The organism is Brevundimonas sp. GCM10030266 (genome assembly GCF_042666595.1).
In the GTDB taxonomy this organism is placed as follows: domain Bacteria; phylum Pseudomonadota; class Alphaproteobacteria; order Caulobacterales; family Caulobacteraceae; genus Brevundimonas.
Genome location: NZ_JBHTCY010000004.1, coordinates 136,014 through 154,105, shown reverse-complemented (window position 1 = coordinate 154,105; position 18,092 = coordinate 136,014). Strand labels below are relative to the sequence as shown.

General features: G+C 69.3%; 19 protein-coding genes. 2 read left to right on the top strand and 17 right to left on the bottom strand.

Going from position 1 to position 18,092, the window contains the following annotated elements; genetic code table 11:
* Window positions 1-189: 189 nt before the first annotated feature.
* Both ACFQQC_RS12975 and ACFQQC_RS12970 read left to right on the top strand, forming a co-directional pair.
* Window positions 190-1,182, top strand: coding sequence for a helix-turn-helix domain-containing protein (locus tag ACFQQC_RS12975; RefSeq protein WP_376862842.1), 993 nt, complete (start codon window positions 190-192; stop codon window positions 1,180-1,182).
* 78 nt (window positions 1,183-1,260) lie between these two features.
* Entirely contained in the window at window positions 1,261-1,695 is a 435-nt protein-coding gene (locus tag ACFQQC_RS12970; RefSeq protein ID WP_376862841.1) for a hypothetical protein, read from the top strand.
* Between the two features lie 25 nt (window positions 1,696-1,720).
* Here ACFQQC_RS12970 and ACFQQC_RS12965 read toward each other — a convergent pair whose 3' ends face one another.
* From ACFQQC_RS12965 to gspD, 17 genes are all read right to left on the bottom strand, one after another.
* A complete protein-coding gene (locus ACFQQC_RS12965; RefSeq protein WP_376862840.1) occupies window positions 1,721-2,674 on the bottom strand; it encodes a hypothetical protein in 954 nt (317 codons plus the stop codon).
* The gene (locus ACFQQC_RS12960; RefSeq protein WP_376862838.1) at window positions 2,671-5,106 is read right to left on the bottom strand and encodes a fimbria/pilus outer membrane usher protein; all 2,436 of its coding nucleotides are present in this window, start codon (window positions 5,104-5,106) and stop codon (window positions 2,671-2,673) included. The genes ACFQQC_RS12965 and ACFQQC_RS12960 overlap by 4 nt, the downstream gene beginning before the upstream one ends.
* A 3-nt stretch (window positions 5,107-5,109) precedes the next feature.
* Entirely contained in the window at window positions 5,110-5,877 is a 768-nt protein-coding gene (locus tag ACFQQC_RS12955; protein ID WP_376862837.1) for a hypothetical protein, read from the bottom strand.
* Between the two features lie 96 nt (window positions 5,878-5,973).
* Window positions 5,974-6,594 carry a hypothetical protein gene (locus tag ACFQQC_RS12950; protein WP_376862836.1) on the bottom strand — a complete coding sequence of 207 codons (621 nt, stop codon included), beginning with the start codon at window positions 6,592-6,594 and terminating at the stop codon, window positions 5,974-5,976.
* Window positions 6,595-6,596: 2 nt separating this feature from the next.
* The gene (locus tag ACFQQC_RS12945) at window positions 6,597-6,746 is read right to left on the bottom strand and encodes a hypothetical protein (RefSeq protein ID WP_376862835.1); all 150 of its coding nucleotides are present in this window, start codon (window positions 6,744-6,746) and stop codon (window positions 6,597-6,599) included.
* Window positions 6,743-7,330 (bottom strand): hypothetical protein, encoded by a 588-nt coding sequence (locus ACFQQC_RS12940; RefSeq protein WP_376862834.1) that lies wholly within the window; start codon window positions 7,328-7,330, stop codon window positions 6,743-6,745. The genes ACFQQC_RS12945 and ACFQQC_RS12940 overlap by 4 nt, the downstream gene beginning before the upstream one ends.
* 223 nt (window positions 7,331-7,553) lie before the next feature.
* On the bottom strand, window positions 7,554-8,849 hold the full coding sequence (locus ACFQQC_RS12935; protein ID WP_376862833.1) for an MFS transporter: 1,296 nt from the start codon (window positions 8,847-8,849) through the stop codon (window positions 7,554-7,556).
* Between the two features lie 45 nt (window positions 8,850-8,894).
* Entirely contained in the window at window positions 8,895-9,383 is a 489-nt protein-coding gene (gene gspM / locus ACFQQC_RS12930) for a type II secretion system protein GspM (RefSeq protein ID WP_376862832.1), read from the bottom strand.
* Complete coding sequence (gspL, locus tag ACFQQC_RS12925; protein ID WP_376862831.1) at window positions 9,380-10,483, bottom strand: type II secretion system protein GspL; 1,104 nt, start codon at window positions 10,481-10,483, stop codon at window positions 9,380-9,382. Before gspL ends, gspM begins: the two co-directional genes overlap by 4 nt.
* Window positions 10,480-11,463, bottom strand: coding sequence for a type II secretion system minor pseudopilin GspK (gene gspK / locus ACFQQC_RS12920; RefSeq protein ID WP_376862829.1), 984 nt, complete (start codon window positions 11,461-11,463; stop codon window positions 10,480-10,482). Before gspK ends, gspL begins: the two co-directional genes overlap by 4 nt.
* Window positions 11,460-12,047, bottom strand: a complete 588-nt coding sequence (gene gspJ, locus ACFQQC_RS12915; RefSeq protein ID WP_376862828.1) for a type II secretion system minor pseudopilin GspJ — start codon at window positions 12,045-12,047, stop codon at window positions 11,460-11,462. Before gspJ ends, gspK begins: the two co-directional genes overlap by 4 nt.
* Window positions 12,044-12,400, bottom strand: coding sequence for a type II secretion system minor pseudopilin GspI (gene gspI / locus ACFQQC_RS12910; RefSeq protein WP_376862826.1), 357 nt, complete (start codon window positions 12,398-12,400; stop codon window positions 12,044-12,046). The genes gspJ and gspI overlap by 4 nt, the downstream gene beginning before the upstream one ends.
* Window positions 12,393-12,854 carry a GspH/FimT family pseudopilin gene (locus tag ACFQQC_RS12905; RefSeq protein WP_376862825.1) on the bottom strand — a complete coding sequence of 154 codons (462 nt, stop codon included), beginning with the start codon at window positions 12,852-12,854 and terminating at the stop codon, window positions 12,393-12,395. Before ACFQQC_RS12905 ends, gspI begins: the two co-directional genes overlap by 8 nt.
* Window positions 12,826-13,269: a type II secretion system major pseudopilin GspG gene (gene gspG, locus ACFQQC_RS12900; protein WP_376862824.1), complete on the bottom strand. Its 444-nt coding sequence runs from the start codon at window positions 13,267-13,269 to the stop codon at window positions 12,826-12,828. The genes ACFQQC_RS12905 and gspG overlap by 29 nt, the downstream gene beginning before the upstream one ends.
* Before the next feature lie 14 nt (window positions 13,270-13,283).
* Window positions 13,284-14,498: a type II secretion system inner membrane protein GspF gene (gene gspF, locus ACFQQC_RS12895; RefSeq protein ID WP_376862823.1), complete on the bottom strand. Its 1,215-nt coding sequence runs from the start codon at window positions 14,496-14,498 to the stop codon at window positions 13,284-13,286.
* On the bottom strand, window positions 14,498-16,009 hold the full coding sequence (gene gspE / locus ACFQQC_RS12890) for a type II secretion system ATPase GspE (RefSeq protein ID WP_376862822.1): 1,512 nt from the start codon (window positions 16,007-16,009) through the stop codon (window positions 14,498-14,500). The genes gspF and gspE overlap by 1 nt, the downstream gene beginning before the upstream one ends.
* A 4-nt stretch (window positions 16,010-16,013) precedes the next feature.
* Window positions 16,014-18,053 (bottom strand): type II secretion system secretin GspD, encoded by a 2,040-nt coding sequence (gene gspD, locus ACFQQC_RS12885; RefSeq protein WP_376863227.1) that lies wholly within the window; start codon window positions 18,051-18,053, stop codon window positions 16,014-16,016.
* Window positions 18,054-18,092: the final 39 nt, after the last annotated feature.

The following is an 18,092-nucleotide window of genomic DNA, read 5'->3' as shown; positions in this document are numbered from 1 at the left end:
TTGTGTCTCAAAAAGGGAATAACCTTCGCCGTATGCCCAAGTGTGGGTATTGCTGCATCAGTCTCAAGGTTGAGACTGATGCACCGCTTTTCGCTAGAGGGTTGTTAGGCTGACGATCTTTCGGACCCATATGTCCAAAAGGCCAAGGTTCGGCCGGAAGTCCCCTCCCCACCGCCAGAGCTTCAACTGATGATCGAAGCCTTCCGCTTCACCACGACAGGACGGGATCCCGAGAGCGCCGTGCAGGCCTATCGCGAACTGTACTCGATCGGCGCGGACGTGCTCGACAATACGGACGCCTTCTCCGCCGACATCACCGCCCACCGCCTGGACCGGCTGATCCTGTTCAGCCGCCGGCTGCGCGGCGTCGGTCATGCCCGTCCGCCGCAGAGGGTCGTGGACAACAAATTCTCGCACTTCGTCGCCCATATGGTGGTCGAGGGCGAACTCCTGGGCGCCGAGGACAGCCGCTTCACCCGCGCCGGACCGGGCGACATCGTGCTGCAGGACCTGCGACTGCCCAGCCAGAACCGCATCCCGGACGGTCACATCATCACCGTCAGCGTCGCCCGGGATCTGGTCGAGGCCGCGGCGGGCACCTCGAACGGCCTGCACGGACGCCTGCTGCCGCCGGAGCGCAGCGGTCTGCTGGGCGATCACCTGCTGTCCATCTCACGCCGCGTGGACGATCTGGCCTACGACGCCCTGCCGACTCTGAACCGGACCTTCGTCAGCCTGCTGGGATTGGCCGTCGCGCCGACCGGGGCCGGCCCCACCGCCTCGCGTCGACTGGGCGAGCTTGAACGCCGCGCCGCCGCGCAGCGGGTCATCGAACGCGCCCTTACCAATCCCGAACTGGACGCCGCCTACATCATCGGCGAGACCGGCATCTCCCGCGCGACCCTCTATCGCCTGCTCAAGCCCTACGGCGGCGTGGATCACTTCATAAACGACCGGCGCCTGACCGCCGTGCGGGTCACATTGACGAACCGCAGCGACATCACGCCCATAGCGGAACTGGCGCGGCGCTACTGCTTCCGGGACGAGGCGGACCTGCGATCCCGGTTCCGCGACCGGTTCGGCATGACCCCCACCGCCTTCCGCCAGATGATCGACGACCCGGCTCGGGAAATCGAAGCCATCAAGCGTCGTTGGGCTTCCTGGATGATCGAAGTACGGTAAACGCTGGTTGACCATCCCTCTAAACGGGACTTTCAGCGCCGGTTCGTAATGTGGAGCCTCATTCAGAGGGCTCTCCCCATGACTGCGCAACTGAAGCGGCTCAAGATTGCCGGCGTCGCGATGATCGCGGGCCTGATGGCCGCCTCCCCCGTTCTGGCCGGCGGCGTGACCATCGGCATCAATGCGCGCGCGCGCACCATCTGCAAGGTCGAGGTCGGCGCCGTGATGCTGCCGACCTTCCAGGCCGGTGAGAATGCGCTCGGCCGCATGACCGAGCTCTGCAACAACGTCGAGGGCTACCGCCTGATCCTGCTGCATCCGGCGGGTCTGGAAGACGCCTTCGCGGTCGTGGACGGCGTTCGCGTGCCCATCTCCGCAGCGGCGACGCAGACCGTCATCGTGGACAGCACCCACGCCGCCTTCCGCGAGCGTGACCTCGGCATCGTCCTGTCGTCGACGGAAGGCAACCTGAACCTGGCGCTCCGCGCCGAGGCCAAGGGCATGATCTTCTAGTCAGCCCCCTGACCCGATCAGGCGTCTAGACTGAACAACTGTCCGACACCGTCGCGCTGAGGCGCGGGGCGAAGGTGACCGTCACCGTATCGCTGTAGGCGCCCGCGGGCTGCGAAGCGATGTCTTCGGGGCGCACCGTCACCTGCAGCGGATGACCACGGCCGCCAGGATCCTGCGTCCGGTCACACACCAGGGTCGAACCGGGCTGAACCGGCAACCCGCCCAGACGCATGGAGTAGCGAAGGCCTGCGGTGTCCACGTCGCTGCGGCGCATGACGCCACGTTTGGACGCGATGCTGACCTCATAGGGCGACGTCGCCTGGGCGGTGATCATCACCTGTCCCGACGCCGCCGGCCCGTCGGCCGACAGGGTTCCAAGATTGATTTCGCCCCGGCGGATGCCGACCGAGCCGATGTAGGCCGAGATCATGTCCGGCGTCGCCAGATCCAGGGCGACCCGACCGGCCTGCTGGACTTCCGGAGCGTCCAGCCGCTCGTCACCCGAGTAGCAGACGTAGCGGACCTCGAGCGGCTCGTAATAGTCGCCGGCCGCGACCGGACGCCCGGCGGGCACCTGCAGCCGGAAGGTCTCGGTGACGACATCGCCGGACGGGCCGGGCTTGAAGCTGACCAGTGCGCCGTTGGTGTTGTTCGGCTGCTCCGCGCCGCGGAAGAAGACCGGACGCGAACTGTCCCTGGCCCAGTCGACATCATAGCCGCGCGGCCCACCGGCGCCGAAGCGGGACTGGCCGCCCTGCGGGTCCGGATCGACCAGCAGGAAGCGCACCGCCGTGGCCGACGGGTCGAGACGACGCACCCGGATTTCGAACGGCCGACTGATCGGGGCGCCCGAGAACGGATCGTACTCGACCGACATGCCGGTGCTGACGCTCTCGAAGCCGGCACAGCCGGCCTGGGCGATCCCGGGGACCACGGCGAACGCGACGACGGCCGCGCAGGACAGGGCAGCGAACTTCATCGGGCGGCCTCCGGCGAAACAGCGCCCAGGCGAACCAGGCCGTCGGCGCTTGCAGGGATTTCAATCAGGTAGGTTTCAGTGGCGTCCGTACCAACCACGATTCTCCACGTACCCGCGCGGAGCCCCTGGACGGCGAAACGGCCGGAGGTGTTGGTGAACATGCGCACGCCCGGACGATCCGGCTGGCTGACCTCATAGGCCATGCCGACCTTGAGCGAGGCGGGATTGCCGTCCGCGCCCAGAAGCTGGCCGCTGGCCGAGACGAAATAGTCCGAGCCGACGGTGATCAGATAGCCCGAACGGTACGGCGGCATGACCTCCACCGCGCCCGAACCGATGTCGTAGCCCGTCGGCGCGTCAGGGACGTCGAAGGTGATCGTCCGCGGCGAATAGGCGCTGAGCTCGGGCGTAACGGCCCCGCCCAGCATGCCGGAACGGGCGGTGTAATACTCATCCCGCGGCTCGACGTAGATCTGGGCGCCCTTCAGCGTCTTGTGGCCGTCGAACAGGGCGAAGCTGTCGTAGACCGGACGCGACACGCCGAAGCGGCCGTCCGCATAGACCAGCGAAGCGCCGGCCCGCAGGCTGGTCCGCTGATCGACGATCTCGCCGCCGTTGCTGTCGAACGAGGTCAGGTGGGAACCACCGACTTCGGCGCGGTTCAGGATGCTGGTGAAGGAGCCGTTCACGCCGGTGGCGGTCTCGGAGGTATCGAGGTTCGCCGCCGCGCTCCACGAGTTCACCCCACGGCCCCGCGACGTCTGGTAGCCGAGGCGGGCGCGCTCGCGCTGGGTGTCGATCTCGCCGGTGACGCTGGAGTACTGCCCCAGACGATAGGTCAGGCCGACACGCAGGCCGACCTCGGACTCGCCGCGACGGTCCTCATAGACGGCCTCGGCAGTTAACAGCACCTTGCTGCTGGCGCGCCAGCCGTAGCCCGCGCGCAGCGACGCCTGATCCTCGTTGTCATCCCGACCGACCGAGTAGAAGACGTCAGCGGTCACATATTGCGTGCTGCCGATCGACTGCGAATAGGTGAAGCCGGCTTCGTACTCGAACGGATTGTTCGCCAGCTCGACGCCCGGCGTGGCGAAGTCTTCGCTGGTCGTCTGGAAGGTCGCGCTCAGCGAGCGGGAGCCGTTCGGGTCATCGATGCCGAACACCCGCTCATAGCCGATATTCAGCGCATAGCCCTCGCCGACATCCTCGATGGACGACACCGCCAGATCCAGACCGATGGTGCCCCAGCGGCTGGCCCAGACCGTCTCGCCGCCCACGACGGCGCCGCGGCCGCTGGCCTGGAAATTGGCGCCGGCGGTGAAAGAGTCCGTAAAGCCGCGGCGGAAGAAGCCCGAAGCCGTGGCTTCGCTCGTATACTCGCGCCCGTCGGGCCCGAAGTCGGTCAGCCCCCCGGCATAGACGCCGAATTCGGTGAGACCGGCGGCCAGCAGACTGCGATCGAAGAAGATCGAGAAGGAGAAGACGCTTTCGACGCCGGTGTCGTCCCGGATCACCAGGCGAACGTCGTTGCTGCCTTGCGCGAAGGGGAAGTCGCTGACGTCGTAGGAACCGGGGTTCAGCCGGGTCTGCTGGACCGAACGCCCGTTGATGAAGACCTCGACCGTCGAGGGGCGCACCAGGGTGAACGACCGCTGGCCGCGCGGCTGGATGTTCCGCTGCGGTTCCAGATCGGCATAGACGCGCTCCAGCGACAGACCCGCCATGGCGCTAGAACCGGAGAAGCCGCGCGACTGCGGACGCAGGTCGCCCAGCGTCCAGCGGGCGGTGCGCGCCGTGTCGTCATAGACCAGCCGGGTGCCTTCACGGATGAAGTCCTCGCCGATCGTCGCCTCGTTCTCCAGCACGAAGCCGCGCACCCGGACAGCGCTGTCGATCAGCAGGCTGGGGGTGCCGAAGCCCACGTCGTCACCGACGTGGACGTAGTCGGAGGTCAGGAAGCCGGTGACATAGGCCGAGACGTTGGCGGGCGCGATGACCGGGGCGTTCTGCCTCTGGCGGGACCCGGAGATGCTGATCGCGGTCCGCGGGCGCGCGTCCGGATTGATATCCATCTGCAGGCCGAAGGTTCCGGGGTCATAGGCGACCGGAAAACCGAGCGCGGTCAGATCCCCGGCTTCAATCTGCCGCCGGCCGGCGACTGCCGAGGCGAGACCCTGCCAGGCCGCCGGAGACAGAACCGGACGCAGCAGGTCCAGCAGCGGATCCACGTCGATGAGGATGCGATCATCCGCGGTCAGCGTGTAGGAAATCTCGCCGAGGATGAACGCCCCGTCCTTGAGCGGTCCGCCCAGAGGAATGTCCCGACCGGACGGGTTTAGCCGCTCCTCGACCCGTCGCGGCGCGGTCTGGATGACCTCGGACGACAGGGCCGGGGCTTCATTGACCCAGGTCGGTGGCAGAGCCTCCATCATGGACTAGCGGTCCTCCACAGGCGTGAACTCGACCGAGACCGTGCCGTTGGGCTGCGCCAGACGGATGTTCAGCGGGAGGCGGCGCTCGGCGCCGACGGGCACAATGCCGAGCCCCATGACCTGCTGCAGCTGCTCGGGCTCCCAGGTTTCGCGGAAGATCTCGTCGCCGTTCGGCGCGCGCTGGATCAGGGTCAGGCGGCTCTTGCCGAGATAGCCGTAGGTGGTTCCGGTGTTGGCGACGGTCAGGACCGGATAGCCCGAACCATCCTCACGGGTTTCGATCGTCGCCGAACGAACCGCCAGATCAGGCCGGGTCGCGGGCGAGCCCACGCTCACCAGAACCTTGAAATTGTACAGAACCTGGATGGCGTTCTGATTTTCGGGGAGGACGACCGGCAGTTGGGCGACCGTCACGAAATAATGCTTGCTGCCCGCGATCTCGGGATCGCCGACCCACTGGATGCGGAAGGCCTGGGACTGGCCCGGCTGGACCGTCACCTGGGCCGGGAAGATCAGCAGATCCTCGGCCTCGACATCCGTCTCGGTCAGTTCGCCGTTCACAATGGTCAGTTCGCGCGCGACCAGTTCCACCGGAACGGTCGTCGAGAAGGTGTTCTGCAGGGTCAGCACCGTCGACGTCCGGCGGCCGGACGACAGCAGATCGATGATCACGGGCTGCACGTTCAGGGCGGTCGCGGGGATGCCCGAACCGATCAGAATGGCAGCTGAAAGAAGAACGCCGGCAAAGCGGCGGACGGCAACCGCGAACATAAGCGTGACCCGAACTGTGAGAAAGAAACCGGACCGGCCCCTTGCAAGGACCGGTCCGGCGGGATGTCCCCGGGTGACCCGGGGACACAGTCAGGCTTAGGCGCCCGGGGCCACGATCACGTTGACCGAGCCGGTGTAGGCGCCGGCGGCGATCCTGCGGTCGGTGACGGCGTTCCAGTTGGTCGCGGTGGCGCTCGAACCGCCGGTGGCGGGTTGCGGGGCGCCGGCCGAGGCGGCTTGCTGGAAACGAACGTGGGTGTTCGAGTCGCTCAGGCTGATGTGACCGCCGAAGCGCTGGGCCACGGTCGAGGCGCCGTCGGTGCTGGTCGAATCCAGGGCCAGACCGTTGATCGAGGCGTCCAGGTTGTAACGGATGAACTGGGCGAAGCCGCCTTCCGTCAGGCCGTTGCCGGTCGAGCCGGTGCGGGCCAGGACCGAACGCTCGACGGTCACCGAGTTGTTGACGCCGTTGCAGAACGCGATGATGCGGGCGCCGTTCAGGGCGTCAGCGATCTCGGTGGTGACGGCGGTGCGGACGCGGGCGTCGGCATCGGTCAGGTCGCTGGCCAGCGAGACGGTGGTCGACTGGGCCGACACGCCGCACTTGGGAGCGACGGTGCCGTTGATGGCGACCGATTGGCTGTCCGACTGGGCCGAAGCCGTGCCGGCGATGGCGAAGGCGGCGACCGAGGCCGCGGCGAAGAGGATACGCTTCATGGTTAGTTCTCCGTGTGGAAGAGACCGCCGGAGAGACCCGGCGTGGTGGTCGAGCAGGCAAAACGCCCCCCGAGGATTTCGACGGTCGCCTTGGCGATCGCCGAATGGCTGAGGGCGCGCGCGGCGCCCCGGTCGAGGCGGAGGGCGATCATGCGCGCGCTCCCACGACGACGGTGATGGTGTCGGAATAGTCCCCGGCCGCGAGACGCTGGGTCAGGGCGGACTGATCCGGCCAGTCGATGGTCAGGGTGACGGCGCCGGGCGTGGCGATGCCCTGCCCCGACTCCAGGCCCTGCCCCGGAATGCTGGTCGCGAAGTCGCAGGTCCCGCCCGCGACGACGTCGCTGGACAGGCAGCGCTCACTCTGGACCGCGCCCGCACTGGTATCCAGGGTGACCCGGACGCCGTAGGTCTTGGAGAAGGCGTAGCCCGACTGATCCGGCGCGCTGGTCGTGTTGGTCAGCGCGCCACGCTCGGCGACCAGGCCAACGGCGAAGGGCGTATTGCAGTCCAGCGGCAGGGCGACGCTGAACGTCTGGGCGACCTCGACGTCGGCCGGAGCGGACCGCAGCAGCGGCACGGCCGACGGCGCGAACCCGCACCGCTCGGGGATGACGGCGGAAATCTCGACCTCAACCGATCCATCCTGGGCGGCGGCCGATCCGGCGCCGCCGACGACGGCGATCAGGGTGATGGCGGCGACCAGCGCGCCCGAACGACGGGCACGGGGGCTCACCCACGCCGGCTCACCGCCGACATTTACGTGCTCGTTCCGTTGCAAGTTGTCTTCCCCCTGCGCCCCGATTGAGCCGGCGCATCGCGAACAGGAAGGTTGCAGTTAAGAAGACGTTAAGCGCCTCCCAAATTGGGTATATCGCTGTGGAAGACAAAACTTTCTTCAACGTTCTTAGATATTTCGCTCAACAGGCGAAAGAGTCCCGCACTGGAACGAACGGCGATCAAACCGTGCCGTTTTGGGAATGGGCAGGTGATTTCCACCGGCTGCCCCCCAGCAGGGCGAGGGGAATCACCATTACTGAAACCGCAACCACAACGAGCGTGAGCGCGGACACCAGTCCGCCGCCGTCGGACTGCCGATCACTCAGCCAGCCGGTGATCCACGGGCCGGCGCCGACGCCGACGATCGACGTGGTCGCCAGAAACAGTGCATTTACAGCGCCGCGCAGGCGCTCCGGCGTCTGGGGCTGGACGGTGATCAGCGATCCCGCGGCGGCGACCCCGCCCCCGGCGACAAGCGCGCACAGGGCCGCGAACCCGAAGGCCGGGGACGGCGCAAGATTCAGCCCGAGAACCGCCGCCGAGGCCAGAAAAAGCCCCCCCGCGATGATCCTGGCCGGACGCGTTCCGGGACGGGCTAGCACCCAGCCGGCGGTGAGATGCCCCGCCGGCGCGGAGACCAGAACGATCCCCCCGGCCGTGACCGCAGCCTGGGCGACGGACAGGTCGAACGCCCGCGCCAGCAAGCTGGGCATCCATGCGCCGAGCGCCTGAACCAGCAGCACACAGCCGGAACCGACGACGAACAGGCTCAGGATCGCCCGCCCCTTCCCGAACATCCAGCCGAGCGCATCGTTCAGGCCGGAGGCGCCCTCGGACGGCCATCCGCCTGTCCGGCGCGAGAGCAGCAGCAGGCCGGCGACCAGCAGGGCGTTCGGCGCCACGAGGAGCAGGCTGACGCTGCGCCAGGGCTCCAGCCCGAATACGGTCTGTCCTCCCACCATGAACAGGATGAACCCGCCCAGGAACAGGGCGCCGCTGCGTCCCGACGCCGAACCGCTGGTGAACAGGGACAGGGCCTTTGAGCGTCCCATCAGCACGCCGGGAGAGCCCAGAACGATCAGGGCGGCCGGCGCGAAGGCCGCCTGCCCCACTCCCAGCATCATCCGACCCGCCATCAACAGGGGGAAGGTGTTCGCCAGGGCGAAGATAACGCCCCCGATGGTCCAGACCACGACGCAGAAGGCCATCAGCCGGAAGGGATCGACCCGTCTGGCCCAATGGCCCGCCGCCAGCATCACCACGGCATAGGTGATGGCGAAGGCCGGCCCCTGCAGCAGGCCCAGCTGCGCATCCGACAGCCCAAAGCTGGCCTTGAGCGGCGCCGCGAGCACAGAGGGCACGGCGCGATCCACGAAGGCCGCGAACTGGACGAGCGCCAGCACCACCACCGTGCCCAGACCGACGACGGGCGCGGCCCGGCTCGCCGTCGATTGATATTGCTCTGTCTTGTGCACTGATACGCCCCGATACCTGTCCCATAACGGAACAGGACGGCAGCGTCAGCAGGCTTGCTGACTCAGGGCGCCGTCGATGTTCAGGGTGGCGTCGGCGTTCTCCATCACGCCGAGACTGCACACCTTCACGCCGTGATCCGCCTCCAGCCCGGCCAGCCAGGCGAAGGTTTCACGTCCCGGAGCCTGCGACATCTGGATGCCCAGACCACCGCCCGCGGCCATGGTTGTGACCACGTTCAGCCCCGCGGCCCCGGCGGTCCGGCGCACCAGAGGCTCCAGTCCCTCGCCGCCGGCGGCGGCCTGTGGCGCGGCGGACGGGGCGATGATCCGAAGGCCCGACCGGACCTCGGCCAGGGTCGCCTCCGCCTCGATGCGGCGATCCGCCGCCTCGCCCTGCCAGGCCTGGACCGGCCGGACCACCGCCAGCCAGACCAGAACGGCCGCAGCCAGGACCGCCATGACCATCAACATCCGGCGCTCGCGCACCGTGCGGCCGTCCCACCAGCCGTGGGCGCGGGAAAGAAGGGCGCTCATCGGGCGGCTCCGATCGTGATGTCGCTGACGACGCGACCGGCGTTGTCCTCGGTTCCGGTCTCGGTGACGGTCAGGCCCGAAGCGCGCATGGCGGCGTCGATGGTCTGCACGTCGCTGTAGTCGGGATGAGTGACAGCGGCCTTCATCCCGTTCTCCGGATCAACCACCAGCATGTCCAGTTCGGCGTCCGTCACCCCCTCAACGGCGGCGAACAACGCTGCGGTGGCGGCCATGACGCCGCCCGGCGGCGGGGCGGCGCGCACCCGCCCGCGCAGGGCGGCGACAGGATCGGGCGTCCGCGACAGTTCCGGATCGACGCGCGCGATCTCGCTCAGGGCCTGATCGTCCGCCCGGGCGGCGGCGATGTCGTCCCGCGCGGCGGCGGCGATCATCAGCACCAGCGGCGACACGAGCACGGCGGCGGCGAGGACCAGCGCGCGCCGCCAGCCTCGACGGCTCTCGGCCTTTTCCCGCGCCCGCACGGGCGTCAGATCGAGCGGCGGATTGAGGGCGGCCCGCACCAGCGCGCGCTCGACGGCGACGGGATCATCCACCGGCTCGACCACTCGCCCGTGCGCCACCAGATCGACCAGATCCGGCTGAACCGAGGCCGCGAACCGGCGCCCTCTCAGGGCGATAGCGCCGCCGAAGGCCACGGCCGTCAGGCTTTCGTCCTCCGGCTCGGCCAGGGTCAGCACGTCCGGAACCAGTGCATCCGCCTGCAGCCCCAGCCCGGACAGATAGTCGCCCCAGGCCTCCAGCAGAGGCTGGGCCGTCACCGCCACAAGGCGCGGCTCACCTGCGACCGGAACCGGGCCCAGCGCCACCGACAACCGGTCCGGCGCGGCGGCCAGATCCTCCTTCAGCGCCCACAGGGCCGCCGTGCGCTGCTGGGCGGCGCTGCCCGGCGGCAGGTCGAGCCAGCGGATCAGGACGTCGGCGCCGGGCGCGACCGCGATGGTGCGCATCGGCTCCGGGCGGTCCACCGCGTCCAGGGCCAGTGTTCCGCGCTCCAGCACATAGCCCCCCGCTCCGATCAGGAGATAGGGCGCCGGCTCCCCGGACAGGGGCGGGATCAGGACAAGACGGGTCGGCTTCATTCTTCAGGGGTCCAGCGCTGGATGACGGTGCGGACGGCGCCGTCGGGACGGGCCTCCAGCAGGGCGGTTTGCACGGCGCGGGCGCCGGCATGGTCAACCTCCACCCTCAGGCGGAAGAAACGGGTCAGGACGACGGCCTGGGCGCGCGTGTCGTCGTCCGGAGTGAAATTCGACAGGCCCGGCTGGCCCCAGAAGGCCTCGCCGTTCGGCCAGCCGTCGCGGGGGCGCCGGGCGATCACCGCGCGCGCCTGCTCCGGCGTCACCTGACCGAGCGTCAGCATGGTGATCAGAGGGGCCTGACCGGCCGTCAGGGTATTCACGTTCAACGGTGACAGCTGGCTGGTCGGCAGGGCGCAGAGATAGGGGCGCAGACGGCGATAGATGTCCTCATCCACCCCCTTCACCGCGCGCAGCTCGCTGACCTCGACCATCATCACACCGGCGGTGCGATAGGGGGTCGACAGGCCCGCATAGGCGCCGTCCTCGGCGCCCAGCGGCAGGGCCTCGTTGTCGGCGTCCAGCCAGTCGGTCAGGGCGTCCGCGACAGCACGCATCCGGCTGTCCGGCACGCCGACGGCTCGCCCCAGCGCGCGAAACTGGGCCGCGCCTTCGGGCCGGGCCACCAGATCCTCGCCCACGCCCAGCACCACGCTGTTCAGATTGAAGCAGGCCTGACCGTCCGAGACCGTGACGCTGATCACGCCCGTCTGGGTGGGGAAGTCCAGACGCCGGCCATTCCACTCGGGCTCCAGCGGCGTCCGCGCGGGATTGGCCTGCATCAGCTGCCGGATGCGGTTGCGGGCCATCAGCTCCGCGCCCGAGGCCAGCCACTGGGCCTGACCGCCCGTCTCGGCATTGGTCGCGCGGCGCACCGAGAAGCGCACGTCATCCAGCAGGGCGACCGCCACCACCGACATCACCGCGACCAGCAGCAGGACGGTCAGCAGGGCCATGCCCTCTCGATCCTTGCGACGGCTCATCGGCCGCCTCCGACAAGAAACAGCTGCTCGACCCGGCCATAGTCCTGCAGGGTCATGGTCAGCCGAACCGCGTCTGGCAGCGGACGATCCGGCGTGGAGGTGAAGGCGGGCGCCGCCTCCCCGTCCCGGACGAAGGCGACGGTCACATCGCGGACGCCGCGATACAGCACCTGCGGCGGGCCGGGCCGCGCGCCGTCCAGTTGTTCGGCGACCCGACGCTCGAGCCTGTCCTCGACCAGTCGGTACTCAACGCGTTGAAGCGAGGGACGCGCCCGCTCGCCGGGATTGCTCCAGCCCGCCCGGGTCAGGCACAGGACGGGATCCGCCGCCGTCATCGGCCCGATCATGGCCTGCGCCGCGGGTCGGCCGGTCGTTCCGCGCGCCCGCCGTCCCGTCGCCTGACCGATGTCGGCCCGCAGCAGGGCGCGCATCCGCTGCAGGTCGCCGACGCGGTCGCTCTGTTCCTTGACCGCGAACCGGTTGTCCACGGTCACCGCCAGCACCGCCGCCCCAGCCGCCGCCAGCATGGCGAAGATCAGCAGGGCGATCAGCACCTCCACGAGGGTGAAGCCGGCGCGCTTCATGGATTGCGCCTGCGGAACAGGGTGCGCTCGGCCGCCTGCCCTTCCTCATCGCGCACGCGCACGTCGATGCGCAGCAGTTCGGGATCCTCGGTGGCGACGATCGCGCGGGTCCACTGCCAGCGACGGCCGCCCAGATCAGATGCGCCGGTGGTCTCGCCTTCCCCCAGCGCCGGGGCGACGGCCGCCTCGACGGCGACATTCTCGGCGACCATGCCGCCGAGGGTGCGGGTCTCCACGCGCTGGGCCGAGCGGGTGCTTTCACCGGACAGGTTCAGCAAGGCCATCGCGGCCAGGCTGAACACCGCCAGGGCCACAAGCATCTCGACCAGGGTGAAGCCGCCGCGCTCAGCCATCGACGCGCACCTCGCCGGCGCCGTCGACCGAGATGGTCCGGCTGCGCCCTTCGCGGGCGAGGGTCAGGGTCGCGGGATCGGCCACGCCGGACGGATCAAACACGACGCGCACCGCGGGATCGGCGGGCGACACGGTCGCGCCCTCGCTCCAGTCCTCGGCCCGGAACGGACCTTCGCCCAGCGGCGTCCACTGCAGGCCGTCGAAGGTCGAGAAGGCATAACCGTTCGCACTCGCCTCCACGGCGACGGAGCGGTTGGTCAGGATGGCTTCCTCGCGCGCACGGACCAGCCGGGCGGCGAACCGCTCGGCCTCGGTCGCCACCGCCGGCCTGGGGTCCGGCAGGGTCAGGACCACAGCCCCCGCCGCCAGTCCGATGATGGCCACGACCATCAGCAGCTCGACGAGCGTAAAGCCCTGACGGGTCTTACCGCCAGTTGCCGATGTCGGCGTCATTGCCCTCGCCCCCCTCGCGGCCGTCGGCGCCGAACGACCAGACGTCGAAGGCGCCGCCGTGACGGCTCTGGCGGCTGAACTGATAGTCCGCGCCCCACGGATCCTGCGGCAGGCGACGGATGTAGCCGCCCTGACGATAGCGTTCCGGATTGGCCAGACCGGCCGGCGCGGTCACCAGCGCGTCGAGGCTGTCCGGGAAAGCCAGGTTGTCGAGGCGGTAGGTCTCGATGGCCTGTTCCAGGGTGGCGATATCCGCCCGCGCCTTGCCGACCATGGCCTTGTCCTGGCTCGGCAGGACATTGATCACCACCACCGTGGCCAGCAGGCCGATGATCACGATGACCACCATCAGCTCGACCAAGGTAAAACCGGAACGCTTGCGCCGCTGTTCGATTTTCGTCTCAGATTCAGTCATCTCGAAGCTACTCCTCAACCCATAGCGAGGGTGTTGATCTGCAGGATGGGCAGCAGGATCGACAGTACGATCACCGCCACGACACCGCCCATGACCACGATGATCGCCGGCTCCAGCAGGCTCAGCATCACGGCGGTGAAGGTGGAGAACTCGCGCTCCAGATAGTCGGCGGCGCGTTCCATCATCGGCTCCAGCCGCCCGCTGCTTTCGCCCGAGGCGGTCATGTAGACGAGGATCGGCGGGAAGACGTCGGCGCGGCGCATGGCGGCGGACAGCCCCCCGCCCTCGCGCACCGCCTCGGCCATGGTCTCGGTCGCCTGACGCAGGCGGCGGTTCGACACGGTGCGGGCGGTGATGGTCAGTCCCTCAAGCACCGGCAGGCCGGAGGTCAGCATGGTGGACAGGGTCCGCGCCATCTTGGCCCCGTGCAGGTCGCGGGTCAGCCGGCCGATCAGGGGCAGCTTCAGCAGCAGGCTGTCGGCCTTCAGCCGGATCGCCGGATTGCGCAGGGCGACGGCGCCCAGCACGACCGTCAGCGCCAGCAGCAGGATCATCAGCCAGCCCCAGTCGCGCATGCCGTTGGACACGCCGATCACCACCCGCGTCAGCAGGGGCAGGGTCTGGTTCATGCTGTCGAACTGGTCGACCACCTTCGGAACGACGAAGGCCATCAGGGCGATGATGACGCCCAGCGCCACCACGGCCAGCACGGCCGGATAGACCAGCGCCGTGATCACCTTGCCGCGCACCTGCTGGTCGCGTTCAAGGCCGTCCGCGAGCCGCTCCAGAATGGGCTGCAGCGCGCCCGACTGCTCGCCTGCGGAGACCATGGCGCGATACAACGGCGGGAAGGCCTGTCCCTGCAGGCCCATGGCGTCCGACAGGCGGCGCCCCTCCAGCACGCCCGCGTGGACGCCTTCCAGTACCCGGCGCACGGCGGGGCGATCGGCCTGCAGGGCGATGGTGCGCAGGGCCTCCTCCAGCGGGCTGACCGAGACAAGGGTCGCCAGCTGACGCGTGGTCAGGGCCAGAGTGCGGGCGTCCAGCTTCGCGCCCTTCGCTGACGGCGCAGCAGTGCGGGCGGCGCCGGTTCGCGCGGGCAGGATCTCCAGCGGCATCAGCCGCCGCTTGCCCAGCGCCGCGTGCGCGGCGGCCTCGTCCGCGGCGATTACCGCACCGGAGACCGTGCGTCCGCCCGCGTCCACCGCCACATAGTCGAAGCTCGCCATCAGGCCGCTACCTCGCCGGCGACCGGCTCATGCGCCTCGCTGGTCTCCTGACGGGTGACGCGCACCGCTTCCTCGACCGAGGTGACGCCGGACAGGACCAGATCGCGCGCCCGCTGGCTCAGCGTCCCGGCGGTGGCGAAGGCGGCGGCGGCGATGGCCTCCTCCCCCGCTTCCGACGCGATCAGACGGCGCACGGCGTCATCGACGCGGATGGTCTCATACAGGCCGACCCGGCCGACATAGCCGGTGTTCTGGCAGTGGGGGCAGCCGTGGGGCCGCCAGACAATGTCGCCCTTCTTGATCCCGGCCAGTTTCGCGGTCGCCTTGTCGGCGGGCTCGGCGGTGCGGCACTCGCTGCACAGGCGGCGCACCAGCCGCTGGGCCACGATCAGCCGCAGGGTCGAGGCCAGCAGGAAGGGCTCGATCCCCATGTCGCGCAGACGGGTGATCGCTCCGACCGCGTCATTGGTGTGGACGGTCGACAGCACCAGATGGCCGGTCAGCGAGGCCTGGACGGCGATCCCCGCCGTCTCCACGTCGCGGATTTCCCCGACCATGACCACGTCCGGGTCCTGACGCAGGATGGCCCGCAGTCCCGCGGCGAAGGTCATGCCGACTTTGGTGTTCACCTGCGTCTGGCCGATGCCGTCGATGGCGTATTCGACCGGGTCCTCGACCGTCAGGATGTTGCGCGTGGCGTCGTTCAGCAGGCTGAGGCCCGCATATAGCGAGGTCGTCTTGCCCGAGCCGGTCGGCCCGGTGACCAGGATGATGCCGTTCGGCTCCTTCAGCGCGGCGCGGAAAGCCTCCAGCGCGTCCGGGGCCATGCCCAGCTGCTCCAGCGACAGCCCCGCCTGATCCTTGTCGAGGATGCGCAGCACGACCCGTTCACCCGCCCGCGACGGCAGGGTCGAGACCCGCACGTCCAGCGTTTTGCCGCCCAGCGCCAGCGGAATGCGCCCGTCCTGCGGCACCCGCTTCTCGGCGATATCCAGCCGCGCCATGACCTTGATCCGCGAGACCAGCAGCGGGGTGATGCGCGGGCTCAGCGTCAGGGCCTCGCGCAGCACGCCGTCCACCCGCATCCGCACGATCAGGGCGCTCTCGAACGGCTCGAGGTGAATGTCGGAAGCCCCGGTGCGCACGGCCTCGGCGATCACGCCGTTGATCAGGCGGATGACAGGCGCATCATCGGCGGTGTCCAGAAGGTCGGCGGCGGCGGGAATATCGTCGATCAGACCGTCCAGCCCGCCGGGCATGGCCAGATCATCGCCGTCGGCGGCGTTCAGGTGGTCGCCCGCATAGACTTCCGACAACTGCCGATCAAAGGCCGCCTGCGACAGGGGCTCGATCCGCAAGGGGCGGCCCAGCGCGCGCCGGGTCTCGATCAGCGCCGACGGGTCCGCGCCCTCGCGCAGGCCGACGACCGCGATCTCGCCCGCATCGAGCAGGATCACGCCGTGCCGCTTGGCGAAGCCGTAGGGCAGCGTCGGATTGACCAGGGTGATCACCGGATCACTCCTGCGGCGCGATGGCGGGCGCCGCCGGCGGCAGCGGCGTGATCACCACCTCGCCCGGCACCAGCGACGGCGACGGCGCGACCGGCGGCTGGGCGCGCATATAGTCGCGCAGCATCTCGTCCAGGCTGGGCTCACGCGTCGGATCGTTGGCCAGCTGCTGGTTGCGCATATAGCCCCAGCGATCCGCGGCCAGCTGCTGGGCGTCGGCGGTCGAGCGCACGATGGTCGGACGCAGGAAGACCATCAGATTGGTGCGTCCGCGCTGGTTGCTGGTCGAGCGGAACAGGCCGCCGATGACCGGCATGTCGCCGAGCCCCGGCACCTTGTCGACGGCCAGACGGTCGTTCTGGTCCAGCAGGCCGCCGGCCACGGCGATGTCGCCGTCATCGACCACCAGCGTGGTCTCCAGCTCGCGCTTGTTCAGCACCAGATCGTTGCTGGAGGCGGTCAGCACCCCGTTGATGCTCGACACCTCCTGTCGCAGGTGCAGGGTGATCGAGCCGCCCGCGTTGATCTGCGGCCGGACCACCAGTTTCACGCCCACGTCCTGCCGCTGGGTCGTGCGGAAGGGATTGGAGTTGCCGTCCAGCAGGGCCTCGCCGGTGGTGATCGGCACCTCCTGACCCACGAGGATGGTCGCTTCCTCATTGTCGAGGGTCATCAGGGACGGGGTCTGCAGCAGGTTGGAGCCGCTGTCCGTCTTGGCCGCATTGATGATGAAGCCGAACAGGCCGTCCCCGATGGTCCCGCCTCCGCCGCCGACGAAGCCGTTGGCGCCGAGCAGGGAGTTGAGGGCGAGGTTCTGCAGCTGCTCGCGCAGTGGATCGTCCTCATCCAGCTGGCTGGCCGCCGCGCCGCCGACGATGGGCAGCAGGGGCGTGGCGCTGTTGCTGTAGTTGGTCAGGCCGATCGGCGCGCCGTCCTCCCCGGCCAGCAGCCACTGAACGCCCAGCTCGCGCACGGCGGTATCGCTGAGTTCGACCACCACAGCCTCGATCAGCACCTGCTGGCGGCGCTGGTCCAGTTGGCGGATCACCTCGGCCAGCATGCGTTGGGTGTCGGCCGACGCGGAAATGACCAGGGCGTTGGCGCCGGGGAAGCGGGCGATGGTGGCGCGCTGGCCGGGCGCGGCGGGCGCCACGGCCGAAGCGCTGGCGACAGCCGCCGCGCCCTCGCCGCCCGTCGTCGCAGCCGGGGTCGCATTGGCCTGCGCCGGCGTAATGGGCTGGCCGACGATCTGCTGCAGCACCGGCAGGAGTTGCTCGGCGTTGGCGTGCTGCAGGAAGATGACCTGCACATCGTCAGCCGAGCGGGCGCGACGGTCGAGATCCTCGACCAGCGGACGCACCCGGGCGACCGCGGCGGGGTCGCCCCGCAGGACGATGGAATTGGAGCTGTCGACCGGCGTCACCGACACCATCCCCTGCCCCGGCTGGCCGCCCGGCGGCGTCAGGACCGACTGCAGGACGGCGGCGATCTCGCGCGCCGAGGAGTTCTCCAGCGTCACGACCTCGAAACTGGACCGGTCCACGTCGATACGGGCGACCAGCGCCCGGATACGCGACAGGTTGTCGGCGAAATCGGCGACGACGACGCTGTTGCCGCCCGGATTGGCCAGCACCTGCCCCTGCGCGCCGACGAGCGGGCGAATGGTCTCGGCGGCCGAGGCGGCGTCGATGTTACGCAGTTGGAAGACTTCGGTGGTGAAGCGTTCGCCGCCCACCGTGGTCGGCCCCTGCGCCGCGCCCTGCGCCGGGCTGATGCGATAGGCGCCCGAGCCGGTCTGGGTGACGACCAGACCGTTGGCCCGCAGGGTCGACAGGAAGACCTCGAACAGCTCCGAGCGGGACAGCGGGCGCTCGCTGGTGACCGTCACCGTGCCGGTCACCGCCGGGTCGACGATGAAGGTCCGACCAGTCATCCGGGCCACGTCCTGGATGAAGGCGCGGATGTCGGCGCCCTGCACGTTCAGGGTCTGGCGCGCACTGGCCTGGGCCAGCGCCGGCGCGGCGGCCAGCGGCCCCTGGGCGATCATCAGTCCGGCCAGAACGGCGCAGACGGCGTTGCGGCTGAT